General features: G+C 46.0%; 16 protein-coding genes and 1 other annotated feature. All 16 genes read right to left on the reverse strand.

The annotated features are described in order from the left end of the window. Window positions 1–172: 172 nt before the first annotated feature. Window positions 173–1,363 (reverse strand): elongation factor Tu, encoded by a 1,191-nt coding sequence (gene tuf / locus MKY42_RS28930; RefSeq protein ID WP_076292167.1) that lies wholly within the window; start codon window positions 1,361–1,363, stop codon window positions 173–175. A gap of 97 nt (window positions 1,364–1,460) precedes the next feature. Further along, a complete protein-coding gene (fusA, locus tag MKY42_RS28935; RefSeq protein WP_090905285.1) occupies window positions 1,461–3,539 on the reverse strand; it encodes an elongation factor G in 2,079 nt (692 codons plus the stop codon). Between the two features lie 47 nt (window positions 3,540–3,586). Next, complete coding sequence (rpsG, locus tag MKY42_RS28940) at window positions 3,587–4,057, reverse strand: 30S ribosomal protein S7 (RefSeq protein WP_007432586.1); 471 nt, start codon at window positions 4,055–4,057, stop codon at window positions 3,587–3,589. A gap of 87 nt (window positions 4,058–4,144) precedes the next feature. Beyond that, complete coding sequence (gene rpsL / locus MKY42_RS28945; protein WP_056697677.1) at window positions 4,145–4,567, reverse strand: 30S ribosomal protein S12; 423 nt, start codon at window positions 4,565–4,567, stop codon at window positions 4,145–4,147. A 153-nt stretch (window positions 4,568–4,720) separates the two neighbouring features. Then, entirely contained in the window at window positions 4,721–4,969 is a 249-nt protein-coding gene (locus MKY42_RS28950; RefSeq protein ID WP_076292165.1) for a ribosomal L7Ae/L30e/S12e/Gadd45 family protein, read from the reverse strand. A 216-nt stretch (window positions 4,970–5,185) separates the two neighbouring features. Beyond that, window positions 5,186–8,800, reverse strand: coding sequence for a DNA-directed RNA polymerase subunit beta' (rpoC, locus tag MKY42_RS28955; protein WP_076292164.1), 3,615 nt, complete (start codon window positions 8,798–8,800; stop codon window positions 5,186–5,188). Window positions 8,801–8,912: 112 nt separating this feature from the next. Further along, window positions 8,913–12,458, reverse strand: coding sequence for a DNA-directed RNA polymerase subunit beta (gene rpoB, locus MKY42_RS28960; protein WP_090905283.1), 3,546 nt, complete (start codon window positions 12,456–12,458; stop codon window positions 8,913–8,915). Window positions 12,459–12,852: 394 nt separating this feature from the next. Beyond that, complete coding sequence (locus MKY42_RS28965; RefSeq protein ID WP_179262879.1) at window positions 12,853–13,470, reverse strand: class I SAM-dependent methyltransferase; 618 nt, start codon at window positions 13,468–13,470, stop codon at window positions 12,853–12,855. Window positions 13,471–13,566: 96 nt separating this feature from the next. Continuing rightward, window positions 13,567–13,929 (reverse strand): 50S ribosomal protein L7/L12, encoded by a 363-nt coding sequence (rplL, locus tag MKY42_RS28970; protein ID WP_090905279.1) that lies wholly within the window; start codon window positions 13,927–13,929, stop codon window positions 13,567–13,569. A gap of 72 nt (window positions 13,930–14,001) precedes the next feature. Then, window positions 14,002–14,505 carry a 50S ribosomal protein L10 gene (gene rplJ / locus MKY42_RS28975; protein WP_076292160.1) on the reverse strand — a complete coding sequence of 168 codons (504 nt, stop codon included), beginning with the start codon at window positions 14,503–14,505 and terminating at the stop codon, window positions 14,002–14,004. A gap of 23 nt (window positions 14,506–14,528) precedes the next feature. Then, window positions 14,529–14,677 (reverse strand) — a sequence feature (ribosomal protein L10 leader region). Window positions 14,678–14,744: 67 nt separating this feature from the next. Further along, window positions 14,745–15,437, reverse strand: a complete 693-nt coding sequence (gene rplA, locus MKY42_RS28980; protein WP_339846555.1) for a 50S ribosomal protein L1 — start codon at window positions 15,435–15,437, stop codon at window positions 14,745–14,747. 95 nt (window positions 15,438–15,532) lie between these two features. Continuing rightward, window positions 15,533–15,958: a 50S ribosomal protein L11 gene (rplK, locus tag MKY42_RS28985; RefSeq protein ID WP_076292159.1), complete on the reverse strand. Its 426-nt coding sequence runs from the start codon at window positions 15,956–15,958 to the stop codon at window positions 15,533–15,535. Window positions 15,959–16,026: 68 nt separating this feature from the next. Continuing rightward, complete coding sequence (gene nusG / locus MKY42_RS28990; protein ID WP_024633599.1) at window positions 16,027–16,560, reverse strand: transcription termination/antitermination protein NusG; 534 nt, start codon at window positions 16,558–16,560, stop codon at window positions 16,027–16,029. A gap of 22 nt (window positions 16,561–16,582) precedes the next feature. Then, on the reverse strand, window positions 16,583–16,774 hold the full coding sequence (gene secE / locus MKY42_RS28995; RefSeq protein ID WP_024633600.1) for a preprotein translocase subunit SecE: 192 nt from the start codon (window positions 16,772–16,774) through the stop codon (window positions 16,583–16,585). A 21-nt stretch (window positions 16,775–16,795) separates the two neighbouring features. Next, window positions 16,796–16,945, reverse strand: coding sequence for a 50S ribosomal protein L33 (gene rpmG / locus MKY42_RS29000; RefSeq protein ID WP_072735843.1), 150 nt, complete (start codon window positions 16,943–16,945; stop codon window positions 16,796–16,798). A 304-nt stretch (window positions 16,946–17,249) separates the two neighbouring features. Next, window positions 17,250–17,894 carry an RNA polymerase sporulation sigma factor SigH gene (sigH, locus tag MKY42_RS29005; protein WP_024633601.1) on the reverse strand — a complete coding sequence of 215 codons (645 nt, stop codon included), beginning with the start codon at window positions 17,892–17,894 and terminating at the stop codon, window positions 17,250–17,252. Window positions 17,895–17,986 lie beyond the last annotated feature (92 nt).

The following is a 17,986-nucleotide window of genomic DNA, read 5'->3' on the forward strand; positions in this document are numbered from 1 at the left end:
CTTTACAATTCCGAATGATCTTCAAACCTTGTGACGCAGGTTCCGAATCATTTACATAATAAAAGAGTTCTCTATCCGATGTCGGATAAAGAACTCTTCCGAAGCTTCGTTACAGTACAATGTTACTCGTTCCAGTACACTGTTGCATATGCTTACTCAGCGATAAGCTGAATTATTTTTGAATAGTTGCTACGGAACCTGCACCTACTGTACGGCCACCTTCACGAATGGAGAACTTAGTTCCTTCTTCAATCGCGATTGGGGAGATCAGTTGAACAGTAACCGTGATGTTGTCACCAGGCATTACCATTTCAGTACCTTCTGGCAAGTTGATGATACCAGTTACGTCAGTTGTACGGAAGTAGAACTGTGGACGGTATCCAGTGAAGAAAGGCTTATGACGGCCACCCTCTTCTTTAGTCAAAACGTAGATTTGTGCAGAGAATTCTGTGTGTGGTTTAACAGAACCCGGTTTTGCCAATACTTGTCCACGCTCGATTTGAGTACGGTCAACACCACGCAGCAATGCGCCGATGTTGTCACCCGCTTGAGCGGAATCCAGCAATTTACGGAACATTTCAACGCCCGTAACTACGGATTTTTTAGTTTCTTCAGTAATACCAACGATTTCGATCTCTTCGCCGACTTTAACAGTACCACGCTCTACACGACCTGTAGCAACAGTACCACGACCAGTGATGGAGAATACGTCCTCGACAGGCATCAAGAAAGGTTTGTCAGTTTGACGCTCAGGCAGTGGGATGTACGTATCGATTTCTTTGAACATCTCAACGATTTTTTGAGCCCACTCACCATCAGGGTTTTGCAGAGCTTCACGAGCGGATCCACGAGTGATTGGAGTATCATCACCTGGGAACTCATATTCGTTAAGAAGGTCGCGAACTTCCATCTCAACCAATTCCAACAACTCTTCGTCTTCAACCATGTCACATTTGTTCAAGAATACAACAATGTAAGGTACGCCTACTTGACGGGAGAGCAAGATGTGCTCACGAGTTTGTGGCATTGGGCCGTCAGCTGCGGATACTACCAAGATAGCTCCGTCCATTTGTGCCGCGCCAGTGATCATGTTTTTAACATAGTCGGCGTGACCTGGGCAGTCTACGTGAGCGTAGTGACGAGTGTCAGTTTCGTACTCAACGTGAGCTGTGGAGATTGTGATACCGCGCTCGCGCTCTTCTGGAGCTTTGTCGATTTGGTCGAATGCTACAGCAGCACCACCGTAAGTTTTAGACAATACAGTTGTGATTGCAGCAGTCAGAGTTGTTTTACCATGGTCGACGTGACCGATAGTACCGATGTTAACGTGGGGTTTATTACGTTCGTATTTAGCCTTTGCCATTTGAACGTGGCCTCCTTAAAATTATAATTTTATGTTTTCACTAAATGAAGTGCAAAGAATACATGACTCTTATGCACTTTCATTCAATGAGAGAAAACTACTCGGTTCCTTTTGTTTTGGCAACAATCTCTTCAGCGATGCTCTTAGGAACTTCTTCATAGTGAGAAAGCTCCATGGAGAATACGCCGCGTCCTTGAGTACCGGAACGAAGAGTTGTAGAGTATCCGAACATTTCAGACAAAGGTACTTTAGCACGGATGATTTGGGCTCCACTACGGGAATCCATACCTTCGATGCGGCCACGACGGGAGTTAAGCATACCCATAACGTCACCCATGTACTCTTCTGGAACGGTTACTTCTACTTTCATGATTGGCTCAAGCAGAACTGGACTACATTTGTCTTTCGCAGCTTTCAGCGCCATTGATCCGGCAATTTTAAATGCCATCTCGTTGGAATCGACATCATGGTAAGATCCGTCTACAATTGTAGCCTTAACGTCAACAAGCGGGAAGCCTGCGATAACGCCGTTTTTCATTTGCTCTTCGATACCTGCAAGAGCTGGTTGAATGTATTCTCTTGGAACGGAACCACCGACAACCTTACTTTCGAACTGGCTGCCTGTACCCGGCTCGAGAGGTTCGAACTCAACCCATACGTGACCGTATTGACCACGACCACCGGATTGACGAACGAATTTACCTTCAACGCGCGCTGGTGCACGGAATGTTTCACGGTAAGCTACTTGTGGTTTACCCACAGTAGTTTCAACCTTGAACTCACGACGCATACGGTCAATGATGATATCAAGGTGAAGCTCACCCATACCTGCCAAGATTGTTTGGCCTGTTTCTTCGTCAGTATGAGCACGAAGAGTAGGATCCTCTTCAGTCAACTTACCGAGAGCAACACCCATTTTATCTTGGTCAGCTTTGGTTTTAGGTTCAACGGCGATTTCGATAACCGGATCAGGGAAGTTCATTGACTCCAGGATAACCGGATTTTTCTCATCACACAGTGTATCACCTGTACCCGTATCTTTCAAACCTACGGCAGCTGCAATGTCACCGGAGTAAACTTCAGTGATCTCTTGACGGCTGTTCGCATGCATTTGAAGGATACGACCGATACGCTCACGTTTGTTTTTAGTGGCGTTCAATACGTAAGAACCGGATTGAAGAACACCGGAATATACGCGGAAGAATGTCAATTTACCAACGTAAGGGTCAGTCATGATTTTGAAGGCCAATGCAGAGAATGGCTCTTCATCGGAAGACTTGCGAATAGCTTCAGTTCCATCTTCGAGGTGACCAGTGATAGCTGGTACATCAGTTGGAGCTGGCAAGTAGTCGATAACAGCATCCAACATCAGTTGAACACCTTTGTTACGATATGAGGAACCACAGATAACAGGGAAGATCTTAACATCTACAACACCTTTACGGAGAGCGCCTTTGATCTCTTCAATAGTGATCTCTTCGCCTTCCAGGTATTTCATTGTCAATTCTTCATCCAGTTCTGCGACACGCTCGATCAATTCGTTACGGAGTTCTTCAACTTGCTCTTTGAATTCCGCAGGAATTTCGGTTTCTTCGATATTTTGACCAAGGTCATCTTTGTACATATGAGCCTTTTGTTCAACGATATCGATAATACCGATGAAATCATTTTCAGCACCGATTGGAAGTTGAATCGCAACAGCGTTCGCTTGAAGGCGATCACGCATGTCAGATACAACGTTCAGGAAGTCAGCACCGATGATATCCATTTTGTTTACGTAAGCGATACGAGGTACGCCGTACTTGTCAGCCTGTCTCCATACGGTTTCGGACTGAGGCTCAACGCCTTCTTTCGCACTGAATACACCAACTGCTCCGTCCAATACACGAAGGGAACGTTCAACTTCAACAGTGAAGTCAACGTGTCCCGGGGTATCAATGATATTAACGCGGTGGCCCTTCCAAGCAGCGGTAGTCGCAGCGGAAGTAATCGTAATTCCGCGCTCCTGTTCCTGTTCCATCCAGTCCATTGTCGCAGCGCCTTCGTGAACTTCACCGATTTTGTGCGTACGGCCTGTGTAGAACAAGATCCGCTCAGTTGTAGTGGTTTTACCCGCGTCAATATGAGCCATGATCCCGATATTACGTGTATTTTTCAAGGAGAACTCTCTTGCCATGAATTGGGTCTCCCTTCAAAATTGAAGTTATTATTGTGAACTGAATCCTACCAACGGTAGTGAGCAAACGCTTTGTTTGCTTCAGCCATTTTGTGCGTGTCTTCACGTTTCTTAACGGAAGCGCCTGTGTTGTTGGAAGCGTCGATGATCTCAGCCGCCAAACGCTCTTCCATTGTTTTCTCACCGCGGTTGCGGGAGTAGTTCACGAGCCAACGTAATCCCAAAGAAGTACGTCTCTCTGGTTTTACCTCGATTGGTACTTGGTAGTTGGCACCGCCGACACGGCGAGCTTTAACTTCCAGGACTGGCATGATATTCTTGATTGCTGCTTCAAATACTTCCATCGGGTCATTACCCGTACGTTCTTGAATCAACTTGAACGCATTATACAGAATGCTTTGAGCAACACCGCGTTTTCCGTCGAGCATGATGCGGTTGATCAAACGAGTAACCAACTTGGAGTTGTATACCGGATCTGGCAACACGTCTCTTTTCGTAACTGGACCTTTGCGTGGCATGGATATCCCCCTTTCTTTCTTGTTGAGCCAATCCAACACTTTCAGATATTAATCCAAAAGGTAAATAGGATGGCTACTTATAATGTTTTAGGCTTTTTTAGCTTTTGGACGTTTAGCACCGTATTTCGAACGAGCTTGCATACGGTTGTTTACGCCTGCAGTATCAAGAGCTCCACGAACGATGTGATAACGAACCCCTGCAAGGTCTTTAACTTTACCTCCGCGGATCAACACAACGCTGTGCTCTTGAAGGTTATGTCCGATTCCCGGGATATAAGCAGTTACCTCGAGACGGTTCGTCAAACGAACACGGGCATACTTACGAAGTGCAGAGTTTGGTTTACGTGGAGTCATTGTACCTACACGAGTGCAGACACCACGTTTTTGTGGGGCACTGATGTTAGTAGATTCACGTTTCAAAGCGTTGAACCCTTTTTGCAAAGCTGGCGATTTGGACTTGTCAACTTTAGCTTGACGTCCTTTACGAACCAGTTGGTTAATAGTTGGCATGTGATTGCCACCCCCTTCCTCAATTGTTCATGTTTCTTTATAAACCTCTTTACGCTAAGTCCACAGACCCAGGCGGTTCATAAAAAGACAAATGAAAAGTTTTTGCCTTGGAGAATCCCTAAAAGTTCTCGGACAAAAACGTTCCTTACTCTATCATTTTGCGACAGCAGCCATTGCTGCTCCCACTCCAATCCCGCAAGCTTTGCCGAGATTTTTCATTGTGTCCACTTTCGTGTACTTCACATTGTGTTGTTCACACAAGGCAATGATTTTGGAAGTGAGCTGCGGATCACTATCTTCAGCCACATAGACTTCAGCAGCCATTCCTGACTGGACCATCCGCATGGTCTGTTTGGTACCAATTTTGACATGAGCATCTTGCAGACCTTTTTCATTAGACATTGTTCATTCCTCCGAATAGGACCATATACAATCAGCTGCCCACGCACCTTTGATATATTAGCATCTAGCGCAAGCAATGTCAATGCTAATCCTAAAACATTTTCTTGCAAGTTTTGCTATACCGGGAAACGTCCGTCCGTATAAAACAGTCGTCCGCCCCCTGGCATACAAAACCTTAACTTATCCTATTAATTAGAATAAAGTTAGCAAATCAATTTAATCAACCGAAACTGGCTCAAGTTCTTCTACTGAAGATTGGCCATCTTCTGGTTCAGCAAATTTGATGCTGCGGTAACGGTTCATGCCCGTACCTGCAGGAATCAATTTACCGATGATTACATTTTCCTTCAGACCGAGCAACTGATCGACTTTACCTTTGATCGCTGCATCTGTCAGGACACGTGTAGTCTCTTGGAACGATGCCGCTGAGAGGAATGAGTCTGTTTCCAGGGATGCTTTCGTAATACCGAGCAGGATTGGTTTCGCAACCGCTGGCTCTTTATCACTCAGAATCGCTGTTTTGTTAGCTCTTTCGTACTCATGCGTATCCACGAACGATCCTGGCAACAGCGTAGTGTCCCCTGCATCGACGATACGGATTTTACGCAACATTTGACGGATCATAACTTCAACGTGTTTGTCATTGATTTCTACGCCTTGGTTACGGTATACGCGCTGTACTTCCTGCAAAATGTAGTTCTGTACGCCACGTACGCCTTTAATGCGCAGCATTTCTTTTGGATCGATAGAACCATCTGTCAACTCGTCACCAGCTTCAATTTCCATGCCTTCGCTTACGCGCACACGGGAACCGTAGGTAACAGAGTAAACTTTGGATTCTGCTTCACCTTGAATTTCGATTTCACGACGATCTTTCGCTTCGCGAATCTCTTTGACAACACCATCAATCTCACTGATTGTTGCTTGACCCTTAGGATTACGAGCCTCAAACAATTCCTGGATACGCGGCAAACCTTGCGTAATATCGTCTCCGGCTACACCACCGGTGTGGAATGTACGCATTGTCAACTGTGTTCCTGGCTCACCAATGGATTGTGCCGCGATAATACCAACTGCTTCACCGATTTCCACGTGTTTACCAGTCGCCAAGTTGCGACCATAACACTTCTTGCAAACACCGTGACGAGCACGGCAGCTGAGTACGGAACGGATTTGCAATTTAGTTACGCCAGCTTTGATGATTGCTTCTGCTTTATCGGAGTCAATCAGCTCATTGCGGTGTGCAATAACTTCTTTTGTTTCCGGATGACGAACAGTTTCGAAGCAGTATCTGCCTTCAATACGGTCATAGAGATCCTCGATAACCTCTTTACCATCCTGAATACGACTTACCGTAAAGCCTTTATCTGTACCACAATCATCTTCACGCACGATCACGTCTTGTGCCACGTCTACGAGACGACGAGTCAGGTAACCTGAGTCGGCTGTACGCAGGGCTGTATCCGCGAGACCTTTACGCGCACCGTGAGTGGAAATAAAGTACTCGAGTACTGTCAGACCTTCACGGAAGTTCGATTTGATTGGGAGTTCGATAATTCGACCAGATGGGTTGGCCATCAGACCACGCATACCGCCCAATTGGGTAATTTGCGATTTGTTACCCCGCGCTTTGGAGTCAACCATCATCATGATGGAGTTATAACGATCCATCGATTTCATCAAAATCTCGGTGATATCATCTTTCGATTTCGACCAGATATCAATGATGCGGTCATAGCGCTCTTCGTTCGTAATCAGACCACGACGGTACTGGTTCGTAACGATTTGTGCTTTTTCTTCCGACTGTCTAAGAATTTCGGTTTTCTCTTCCGGAACGATAACATCCGATACCGCAACCGTAATACCGGCACGAGTGGAGTATGTGAATCCGAGTTGTTTGATTTTATCCAAAATAACGGCTGTTTCCGTTGTATGATAAATTTCAAAACAACGTGCGATGATCGAACCCAGATATTCTTTACCGACACCACCAGCCAAAGGAGCGTTCATAATCGCTTCTCTAAGGTCAGCACCCTTCTCATATACAAATGAATGCTCAGCGGTACCTTGGTAAAGGTTCGCACGAGTTGCATCATTGATATAAGGGAAGCTTGCCGGGAAGATTTCATTAAAGATGATTTTACCAACAGTAGTCAGCAACATTGCATCTTGTTGTTCATCAGTGAAGCTTGTTTTGCCAAGCGCTCTAACCGGGATTGCTACACGAGCATGCAAACCTGCAGTACCACGTTGGTACGCGGATACAGCTTCGTTTACCGTGCGCAAAATCATACCTGTTCCTTTTTCTTCCTTGTTGTCCATGGTCAGGTAGTAAGAACCAAGAACCATATCCTGGGAAGGAGTAACAACCGGTTTACCGTCTTTCGGGTTCAAAATGTTACCTGATGCAAGCATCAGGATACGTGCTTCCGCTTGAGCTTCAGCAGACAACGGAACGTGCACGGCCATTTGGTCACCGTCAAAGTCGGCATTGTATGCCGTACATACGAGCGGGTGAAGACGGATTGCTTTACCTTCAACGAGAATCGGTTCAAATGCTTGAATACCGAGTCTGTGAAGCGTTGGGGCACGGTTCAACAGAACTGGGTGCTCCTTAATTACTTCTTCAAGAACATCCCATACTTCAGGACTTACACGCTCAACTTTACGTTTAGCGCTCTTGATGTTGTGGGCAAGCCCTTTATTTACAAGCTCTTTCATAACAAAAGGCTTGAACAGTTCAAGTGCCATATCTTTAGGCAGACCGCACTGATACATTTTCAGGTAAGGTCCGACTACGATAACGGAACGACCGGAATAGTCAACCCGTTTACCGAGCAAGTTCTGACGGAAACGTCCTTGTTTACCTTTCAGCATGTGGCTGAGGGATTTCAAAGGACGGTTACCAGGACCCGTTACAGGGCGTCCACGACGGCCATTGTCGATCAATGCGTCAACAGCTTCCTGCAGCATCCGTTTTTCATTTTGCACGATAATGTCTGGCGCGCCCAGGTCAAGCAAACGTTTCAGACGGTTGTTCCGGTTGATTACACGGCGATACAGGTCATTCAGGTCAGACGTTGCAAAACGTCCACCATCCAGCTGTACCATAGGACGAAGTTCTGGCGGGATAACAGGAAGTACATCCATGATCATCCACTCAGGTTTATTACCCGAGTTGCGGAATGCTTCGATAACTTCCAAACGTTTAATCGCACGGTTACGACGTTGTCCTTGTGCAGTGCGGAGCTCTTCCTTCAGGAATTCGAGCTCTTTATCCACATCAAGGTCTTGAAGCAGTTTTTTAACGGCTTCTGCACCCATGCCAGCTTGGAATCCATATCCGTATTTCTCACGGTAGCTGCGGTATTCTTTCTCGGACAACAGCTGTTTTTTCTCCAGTGGAGTTTCTCCTGGATCAGTTACTACATATGATGCAAAATAAATAATCTCCTCAAGAGATCTTGGAGACATATCCAAAGCGAGACCCATGCGGCTCGGAATACCTTTGAAGTACCAGATGTGCGATACCGGAGCAGCGAGCTCAATATGGCCCATCCGTTCGCGGCGTACTTTCGCACGTGTCACTTCAACGCCACAACGATCACAGACAACGCCTTTATAACGGACGCGTTTGTATTTACCGCAATGACATTCCCAGTCTTTTGTAGGGCCAAAAATCTTTTCGCAGAACAGCCCTTCTTTTTCCGGTTTCAACGTACGATAGTTGATCGTTTCCGGTTTTTTCACTTCTCCGCGGGACCAAGAACGAATTTTTTCTGGGGAAGCAAGCCCGATCTTCATGTATTCGAAATTGTTGACGTCCAACAAGGAGCAACCCTCCTTAACCAAGTCCTGTATTCTAGGTTACGCCCCCTCCGGCCGAAGCCGGAGCAAGACGCGAGCCTGATGAAAAACGCCGGTCATCATGCGCCCGAAGCGGTTACTCCGCTCCGACCTCTGTACCCTCAAGGTTGAGGCTGAGCTTATCGCTCGCAGCGTCATCTTCATCGTCCATTTCTTTCATTTCAATCTCTTGCTCATCTTCGCTCAAAATCTTAACGTCCATACCCAAGCTTTGCAGCTCTTTGATCAATACTTTGAATGATTCAGGAACACCTGGTTCCGGAACATTCTCGCCTTTGACGATGGACTCATACGTTTTCACCCGACCTACAACATCATCGGACTTAACAGTCAAGATTTCTTGCAGTGTATAGGCCGCACCATAAGCCTCAAGCGCCCATACTTCCATCTCCCCGAAACGTTGTCCACCGAACTGGGCTTTACCACCCAGAGGCTGTTGCGTAACGAGTGAGTAAGGACCTGTGGAACGAGCATGGATTTTATCGTCAACCATGTGCGCCAGCTTGATCATATGCATGACGCCGACAGTAACTTCACGTTCGAACTCTTCTCCCGTACGTCCGTCGTACAGAACGGTTTTACCATTACGCTGCATACCTGCTTCTTCCATCGTATCGAAGACGTCATACTCCTTCGCTCCGTCGAATACAGGAGTAGCTACGTGAATACCGAGCTGCATGGCTGCCATACCCAAGTGAACTTCAAGTACTTGACCGATGTTCATCCGGGAAGGTACGCCCAGCGGGTTAAGAACGATTTGAACTGGTGTACCGTCCGGCAGGAAAGGCATATCTTCTTCCGGCAGGATACGAGCCACGACCCCTTTGTTACCGTGACGTCCGGCCATTTTATCACCCTCGGAAATTTTCCGTTTTTGAGCGATATAGACACGAACGAGTTGGTTAACACCTGGAGGCAGTTCATCACCGTTTTCACGGGTAAAGACTTTTACATCAACTACGATACCGTCAGTACCGTGAGGTACACGCAGGGAAGTATCACGTACTTCACGCGCTTTCTCACCGAAGATCGCATGCAGGAGACGTTCTTCAGCAGTCAGTTCCGTTACACCTTTTGGTGTTACTTTACCAACCAGAATGTCACCGGCACTGATTTCAGCACCGATACGGATAATACCGCGCTCATCCAGATTACGCAGCGCTTCTTCCCCAACGTTCGGGATATCACGTGTGATCTCTTCAGGTCCGAGTTTAGTATCACGTGCTTCAGACTCATATTCCTCGATATGAATGGATGTATACACATCTTCTTTAACGAGTTTTTCACTGAGCAAGATCGCATCCTCGTAGTTGTAACCTTCCCAAGTCATGAAGGCAACTACGACGTTACGTCCCAGAGCCAATTCACCCATTTCCGTCGAAGGACCGTCTGCAAGGATGTCGCCAGCTTTGACAACAGCACCTCTTTTGACAATCGGACGTTGGTTAATGCATGTTCCTTGGTTCGAACGCATAAATTTGTGTAATTTATATTTAACGATATCGCCTTTAACTTCTTGACCATCGACTTCTTCAACACGACGCAACCAAATCTCATTCGCAGAAGAACGTTCAATAATCCCGTCATATTTGGAGACAATACATACACCGGAATCTTTTGCGGCTTTGTGTTCCATGCCTGTTCCGACCAGCGGAGCTTTAGGAATCAAGAGTGGAACGGCTTGCCGCTGCATGTTCGATCCCATGAGTGCACGGTTGGAGTCATCGTTCTCAAGGAACGGAATGAGCGCCGTAGCGACAGATACTACCTGCTTAGGAGATACGTCCATGTAGTCAACACGTTCACTCGGCATCGTAAGGATGTTATCCGACTGCTTGTTGTAACGTACAATGATCGCTTCTTCGGCAAAAGTGCTGTCTTCATTCAGCTTCGCATTCGCTTGCGCGATGACATAGTTGTCCTCTTCGTCTGCTGTCAGGTAATCGATTTGCTCGGTTACGACACCAGTCTTCGGATCTACCCAGCGATAAGGAGCTTCAATGAATCCATATTCGTTCACACGGGCAAATGTCGACAGGGAGTTGATCAAACCAATGTTTGGTCCCTCTGGTGTCTCGATTGGACACATCCGGCCATAGTGGGATGGATGCACGTCACGGACTTCCATGCCGGCACGCTCACGTGTCAAACCACCCGGTCCGAGTGCGGACAGACGGCGTTTATGCGTCAACTCACCCAGTGGGTTCGTTTGATCCATAAACTGTGACAATTGGGAGCTACCGAAGAACTCTTTAATGGATGCGATAACAGGACGTATGTTAATCAATGCCTGAGGCGTGATTACGTTAGCATCCTGAATGGACATTCTCTCACGAACTACACGTTCCATACGGGATAAACCGATACGGAATTGGTTTTGCAAGAGTTCACCAACCGAGCGGAGACGACGGTTACCCAGGTGATCGATATCATCTGTGCTTCCGATGCCGTGCAAAAGGTTAATGAAGTAGCTGATGGAGGAAATGATATCAGCCGGTGTAACGTTCTTCACTGATTTATCAATGTTAGCATTGGCAATCAGTTTAACGACCTTACCATCCTCAATCGGTGAAAATACATCAATCGTTTGCATCGGGATATCATTGGCATCCAAAACGCCGTTGCCCACGTGATATGTGCGGAAACCAACGCTTTTCTCCAGCTGCGGCATGATTTCATCCAACAAACGGCGGTCAATCATTTGACCTGCTTCAGCGATAATTTCGCCAGTTTCGGTATCCACAAGAGACTCAGCCAAACGTTGGTTGAACAAACGGTTCTTGATGTGAAGCTTTTTGTTGATTTTGTAACGACCCACATTAGCCAGGTCATAACGTTTTGGATCAAAGAAACGGGCTACGAGCAAGCTTTTCGCATTATCCAGCGTTGGTGGCTCGCCCGGACGAAGACGCTCATAAATTTCAATCAGCGCTTTCTCCGTGGAATCCGTATTGTCTTTGTCCAGCGTATTGCGGATATATTCGTCATTACCGAGCAGATCCAGAATCTCAGCGTCTGTGCCAAAACCAAGTGCACGCAGGAGAACCGTCACCGGTATTTTACGTGTGCGGTCGATCCGGACGTAAACAACATCCTTCGCGTCCATCTCCAGTTCGAGCCAAGCGCCGCGGTTAGGAATAACTGTAGCGGTATACGTTTTTTTGGCGTTTTTATCTACTTTGGTACTGAAGTAAACGCTAGGAGAGCGAACCAACTGGCTGACAATAACCCGTTCCGCACCATTAATAATAAATGTGCCGGTGTCGGTCATCAGCGGGAAATCTCCCATGAATACTTCCTGCTCTTTGACTTCGCCGGTTTCCTTATTAATGAGCCGGACTTTGACCCGAAGCGGTGCTGCATAAGTAACGTCACGCTCTTTCGCGTCGTCTACTGTATACTTCGGTTCACCGAGACTGTAATCGATAAATTCCAAAATCAAGTTGCCTGTAAAATCCTGGATCGGCGAGATATCCTGGAACATTTCGCGCAACCCTTCCTCCAAAAACCAATCGTAAGATTTTTGTTGGATCTCAATCAGGTTCGGAACTTCGAGTATCTCGTTAATTCGTGCATAACTGCGCCGAGTGCGTCGACCATATTGAACAAGATGTCCTGCCAACTTAAACTCACCCCTCAATGTCTACTCACTTTAAAAATTTCGTTGCGAACCTCTGTTTGTAACCTTATAATGGTACACATACAGAGCAAAGCAATGCATCCACAAATAAAGAAAAGCCCTTACTCGAATGTCGTTCGAAAAAAGAGCAACTTTGATCGGCGGATGTCTTTCCAAATCATACATATCCCCAGTTTGCCCAAAATGTACATATTATACGCCAAACGTAGGCATAATAAGCCCGTTCGGCGTAAAAAAAAGGTTGACATTTTTAGTTAGCTAAAGCCAAGTAGGGCATCTTAATACTGACATTTTACAATAATACCACGACCTGAATTTCAAGTCAATAGTCCTATTGCAAAAAAAATACCACCCTGCTTACTTTACAAATCAGGATTTAGTCTAAAGGCGCCTCTTCCAATTTTACCGCTTTGAAAATTCGGTAGCCTTTATCCTTCGTTACTTCCTCCACTCGTCCAAAGAGAGATTCCAGCTTCGCTTTCGCCGAAGGCGCTCCCTGCTTTTTCTGAATGACAATCCATAACGCTCCGCCCAACTTCAAATGACGATATGCCTGTTCAAAGATCGCATGCACGGTTTCCTTACCGGCACGGATCGGAGGATTGGTCAGAACTGCGTCAAAGTCTTCCTTTTTAACTTCAGCCAGAAGATTGCTTTGCATAACCGTTACATTCGTTATACCGTTCGCTTTTGCATTTTCCCTGGAAAGCTCAACCGCTCTCTCATTGATATCGATCATGGTGACATGTCCATCCGGTACAAGTTTAGCTGCTGTAAGACCAATGGGTCCATACCCGCAGCCCACATCCAGTACATGAGCTCCAGCAGGCAACTCTATAGCATCAATCAACACTCTGCTGCCGTAATCGATTCCGTTTTTGGAAAATACCCCTGCATCCGTAACGAGTCGTAATTTCCATCCGCGTAGCTCCGCTTCTGTAGCCCGTCTGTCATGTGCCACCTGCGGTTTGTCCGAATAATAATGATTGGACATGTCCTCACTCACTTTCCATTTACAATTACAGCAACAAACCCCTTGATATAAGTCAAGGGGTTTGTTGTTTTGTTCATCTAGCTAATGAAAGCTAAATTATTTAACTTCGATTGTAGCGCCTGCTTCTTCAAGCTTAGCTTTAACCGCTTCTGCTTCTTCTTTGCTTACTTTTTCTTTCAGTGGTTTTGGAGCGTTGTCAACCACTTCTTTTGCTTCTTTCAGGCCAAGACCTGTGATTTCACGTACTGCTTTGATAACGTTGATTTTGGAAGCACCAGCGTTAGTCAAGATTACGTCGAATTCGGATTGCTCAGCTTCAGCTGCTGCAGCTCCGCCACCTGCAACAGCTACTGGAGCTGCAGCAGTTACGCCGAATTCTTCTTCGATTGCTTTAACGAGATCATTCAATTCCAGTACAGTCATGCCTTTGATTGCTTCCAAGATTTGCTCTTTACTCATGATTGAACCTCCATATATAATATTATTTTTTTGTATTTCATCACTGCCTAAGCAGCATTCAGATCAAGTTGCTTACGCGCCTTGTTCTTCTTTTTCAGCAACAGCTTTAACCGCAAGCGCGAAGTTGCGCACTGGCGCTTGAAGCACGCTGAGGAGCATGGAAAGGAGACCTTCGCGGGATGGCAATTCTGCCAACGCTTTGACTTCTTGTACTCCGATTACGCGACCTTCTACGACTGCACCTTTCAATTCCAGTGCATCGTTCTTTTTCGCGAAGTCGTTCAGAATTTTGGCTGGAGCCACTACGTCGTCTACGCTGAATGCAATTGCACTAGGACCTGTCAGTACTTCGTTAAGTTCTGTCAGTTCTGCTGCAGCTGCTGCGCGGCGAAGCAACGAGTTTTTCAGCACTTGGAATTCGATTCCGGCTTCACGAAGCTGCTTACGCAGCTCAGTTACTTGGGCAACGTTCAAACCGCGATAGTCAACAACAACACTAGTCGCGCTCTCGCGCAATTTAGCTGTTACTGCATCAACGGACTCTTGCTTTGCTTGAATCACTTTTGCGTTTGCCAAACTGTACACCTCCTGATCAAATTTATCCCATTAAGAAAAGCCTCCGTAGAATCACGAAGGCTTGATATATACTCATAACCGATTTGCATCGTTCTAAGTTCTATAATCACACCTCGGCAGGAAATTAAGCCAAAATGGCACCTACTGTCTACGGTAAGCATATTCAAATGTCAACGGTCAGTCACTCGGACTCACAACTTTTATAGATTATCAGAACAGGACAAGCCTGTCAAGTGATATTATCTAAAAGATGCTGCGTTCACGCGTGCGCCAGGGCCCATCGTGGAAGAAAGACTTACATTCTTCAGATAAACACCTTTTGCTGCCGCCGGTTTAGCACGAGTCAAAGCATCCATGAGAGCTTTAAGGTTCTCATTCAGTTGCTCTGCCGAGAAAGAAGCTTTACCGATCGGTGCATGAATTTGACCTGCACGATCCAGACGATATTCGATTTTACCGGCTTTAATTTCTTGAACAGCCTTGGATACATCGAAAGTTACCGTTCCGGCTTTAGGGTTAGGCATCAGACCTTTACCGCCGAGCAGTCGGCCCAATTTACCTACTTCACTCATCATGTCCGGTGTCGCTACGCAGACGTCGAACTCGAACCAGCCTTGTTGGATTTTGTTGATCATGTCTGCATCACCAACATAGTCCGCGCCAGCCGCTTCCGCTTCTTTCGCTTTGTCACCTTTTGCAAATACCAATACGCGTTGTGTTTTACCTGTGCCGTGTGGCAAGACAACAACACCACGTACTGCCTGGTCTTGTTTACGTGGGTCAACGCCCAAGCGTACTGCTGCTTCGATTGTTTCATCGAATTTTGCAGTGGCTGCCTTTTTCACAAGCTCTACAGCTTCTGAAGGCTCGTAAGTTACTTCGCTGTCAATCAGCTTAGCAGCTTCCAGGTATTTTTTACCGTGTTTAGCCATGTTATATTCCTCCTTTGTGGTGTTAGCGGATATACCTCCCACATCAACCGGCCGCGAATCGGCCGGCTTTACGAAGCCATGTTTCAGATGAAAAATTAGTCTTCGATGGTGATACCCATGCTGCGGGCAGTACCTTCGACCATACGCATTGCAGACTCAACGTCAGCAGCATTCAGGTCAGGCATTTTTGTTTCCGCGATTTGACGTACCGCATCACGTTTAACGGTAGCGACTTTTTTCTTGTTTGGTTCGCCGGATCCTTTTTCTACTTTAGCTGCCACTTTCAACAGAACTGCTGCTGGTGGAGTTTTAGTGATGAAAGTAAAGGAACGGTCTTCGAATACTGTGATTTCAACAGGAATAATCAATCCCGCTTGATCGGCTGTACGAGCGTTGAACTCTTTACAGAATGCCATGATGTTGACACCTGCTTGACCCAAAGCTGGACCTACCGGAGGCGCTGGATTCGCTTTACCTGCTGGAATTTGCAGTTTTACCATTTTGATTACCTTTTTTGCCATGATTGACACCTCCTTGCAAAATAGTGGTTAACGGGCCTCTCAGCCCTCCCACAAGAAACTTGAAGAGACTATATCTTCTCCACTTGCGTATATTCCAACTCAAGCGGTGTTTCCCGTCCAAACATGTTCACGTGCACTTTCAACTTGCTTTTGTCTACCAAAATTTCTTCCACGGAGCCCACAAAATTCGCAAAAGGACCAACTTTAATACGTACGGATTCCTTAATGTCGAATTCAATTTTAGGCTTCGGTTCAACCATGCCCATGTGCTTCAGAATTTGTTCCACTTCTTCAGGCAGCAAGGCTGTTGGTTTGGACCCGGAACCTGTCGAACCGACAAATCCCGTAACACCTGGCGTGTTGCGAACAACGTACCAAGAGTCATCCGTCTGGACCATTTCCACCAAGACATATCCGGGGTAAACTTTACGCATAACGGTTTTTTTCTTACCGTCTTTGTTCACCACTTCTTCTTCCATCGGAACAAGAACGCGGAAAATCTTGTCTTCCATGCCCATGGACTCTACGCGTTTTTCCAAATTGGCTTTGACCTTATTCTCATACCCTGAATAGGTATGAACGACGTACCATCTTTTTTCCATATCAAGCCACCTGGGACCCTTCTTAAATAATCGCTTCGATCACAGCGGAGATGCCGATATCAACGACCCAAAAAAACAGCGTCATAACCACAACAGTACCAAGAACGATCAATGTGTAGTTGGTCAGCTCTTTACGATTAGGCCAGCGAACTTTTTTAAGTTCAGCCCAGCTTTCAGAGAAAAAGGAAATCAGAGATTTGAAACTACGTTTCACGCCGACTACACCTCCAAAAAACTATCTGGTTTCGCGATGAGAAGTCTGCTCGTTACAAAACTTGCAAAATTTCTTCATCTCCATGCGGTCGGGGTGATTACGCTTGTTTTTTGTCGTAGTGTAATTTCTTTGTTTGCAGTTTGTACAAGCCAAAGTAATAATTACCCGCATGATGTACACCTCCCGAAGACTTCCACATTCAAGCGGAGTCTCTAAATTGATCCTAAAAAAAAGCCGCGAATTTAGGCCTACCTAAAACACTTTATCACAAGGGTATAACCATGTCAATGAAAGAATAGCCTTTCATCCGTGGGTAAAAAGTTCCTATCAAACACATTCAGTTTCTCATCTCTGTTTTTCTCTTCTCCTGCATGGACCAAGCGATTACTAGTATAATCATTCTTTAACTTTATAAACTTGAGGCAGCAAAAAAAGACTCAAACCCCGAGCCTTTTCCGTCAACGACAACATGTGTTCAATTATCTCGAACTTCCAGGTACTTTTCAAGTTTACGCTTGACGCGCTGGAGTGCATTATCAATGGACTTTACATGCCTGTCCAAATCCACTGCAATCTCTTGATAAGATCTCCCGTCCAGATACAACATCAATACTTTACGTTCCAGATCACTCAGAATCTCAGACATCTTATCTTCCAGGCCTACAAACTCTTCCTGATTGATGATAAGTTCTTCCGGATCGCTGACCTGTGTTCCACAAATCACATCGAGTAACGTACGATCGGACTCTTCGTCATAAATAGGTTTGTCCAGTGATACATAAGAATTAAGCGGAATATGCTTCTGACGTGTTGCTGTCTTGATTGCCGTAATAATCTGTCGTGTAATACACAACTCGGCGAAGGCTTTGAAAGAAGCGAGCTTGTCCCCTTTGAAATCCCTAATGGATTTATAGAGTCCAATCATTCCTTCTTGAATGATATCTTCCCGGTCAGCCCCAATCAGAAAATAAGATCTTGCCTTGGCGCGTACAAAGTTACGATATTTGTTAATCAAAAACTCCAGCGCTTCGCTTTCACCTTCACGGACCGCTTCGACAATGTCTTCGTCACTTTGGTAATCATACTTGGATAACATGATATCTTTGAGGTCGACACTCACAGACAATCCCTCCGGCTGCAACGCAAGGTACCCCGTTACTCTACTCTATGAAATATAGGATCAGTATATATGATGGTACCTCACACCGTCAA

This window comes from Paenibacillus sp. FSL W7-1088 (genome assembly GCF_037969855.1).
Lineage (GTDB): Bacteria > Bacillota > Bacilli > Paenibacillales > Paenibacillaceae > Paenibacillus.

Coding starts and splice junctions, on each gene's coding strand:
- rplA (WP_339846555.1), bottom strand. CDS start 15,437: ATGGCTAAACACGGTAAAAAATACCTGGAAGCTGCTAAGCTGATTGAC.
- tuf (WP_076292167.1), bottom strand. CDS start 1,363: ATGGCAAAGGCTAAATACGAACGTAATAAACCCCACGTTAACATCGGT.
- fusA (WP_090905285.1), bottom strand. CDS start 3,539: ATGGCAAGAGAGTTCTCCTTGAAAAATACACGTAATATCGGGATCATG.
- rplK (WP_076292159.1), bottom strand. CDS start 15,958: ATGGCAAAAAAGGTAATCAAAATGGTAAAACTGCAAATTCCAGCAGGT.
- MKY42_RS28965 (WP_179262879.1), bottom strand. CDS start 13,470: ATGTCCAATCATTATTATTCGGACAAACCGCAGGTGGCACATGACAGA.
- rpsL (WP_056697677.1), bottom strand. CDS start 4,567: ATGCCAACTATTAACCAACTGGTTCGTAAAGGACGTCAAGCTAAAGTT.
- MKY42_RS28950 (WP_076292165.1), bottom strand. CDS start 4,969: ATGTCTAATGAAAAAGGTCTGCAAGATGCTCATGTCAAAATTGGTACC.
- nusG (WP_024633599.1), bottom strand. CDS start 16,560: ATGGAAAAAAGATGGTACGTCGTTCATACCTATTCAGGGTATGAGAAT.
- rpsG (WP_007432586.1), bottom strand. CDS start 4,057: ATGCCACGCAAAGGTCCAGTTACGAAAAGAGACGTGTTGCCAGATCCG.
- rpmG (WP_072735843.1), bottom strand. CDS start 16,945: ATGCGGGTAATTATTACTTTGGCTTGTACAAACTGCAAACAAAGAAAT.
- rplL (WP_090905279.1), bottom strand. CDS start 13,929: ATGAGTAAAGAGCAAATCTTGGAAGCAATCAAAGGCATGACTGTACTG.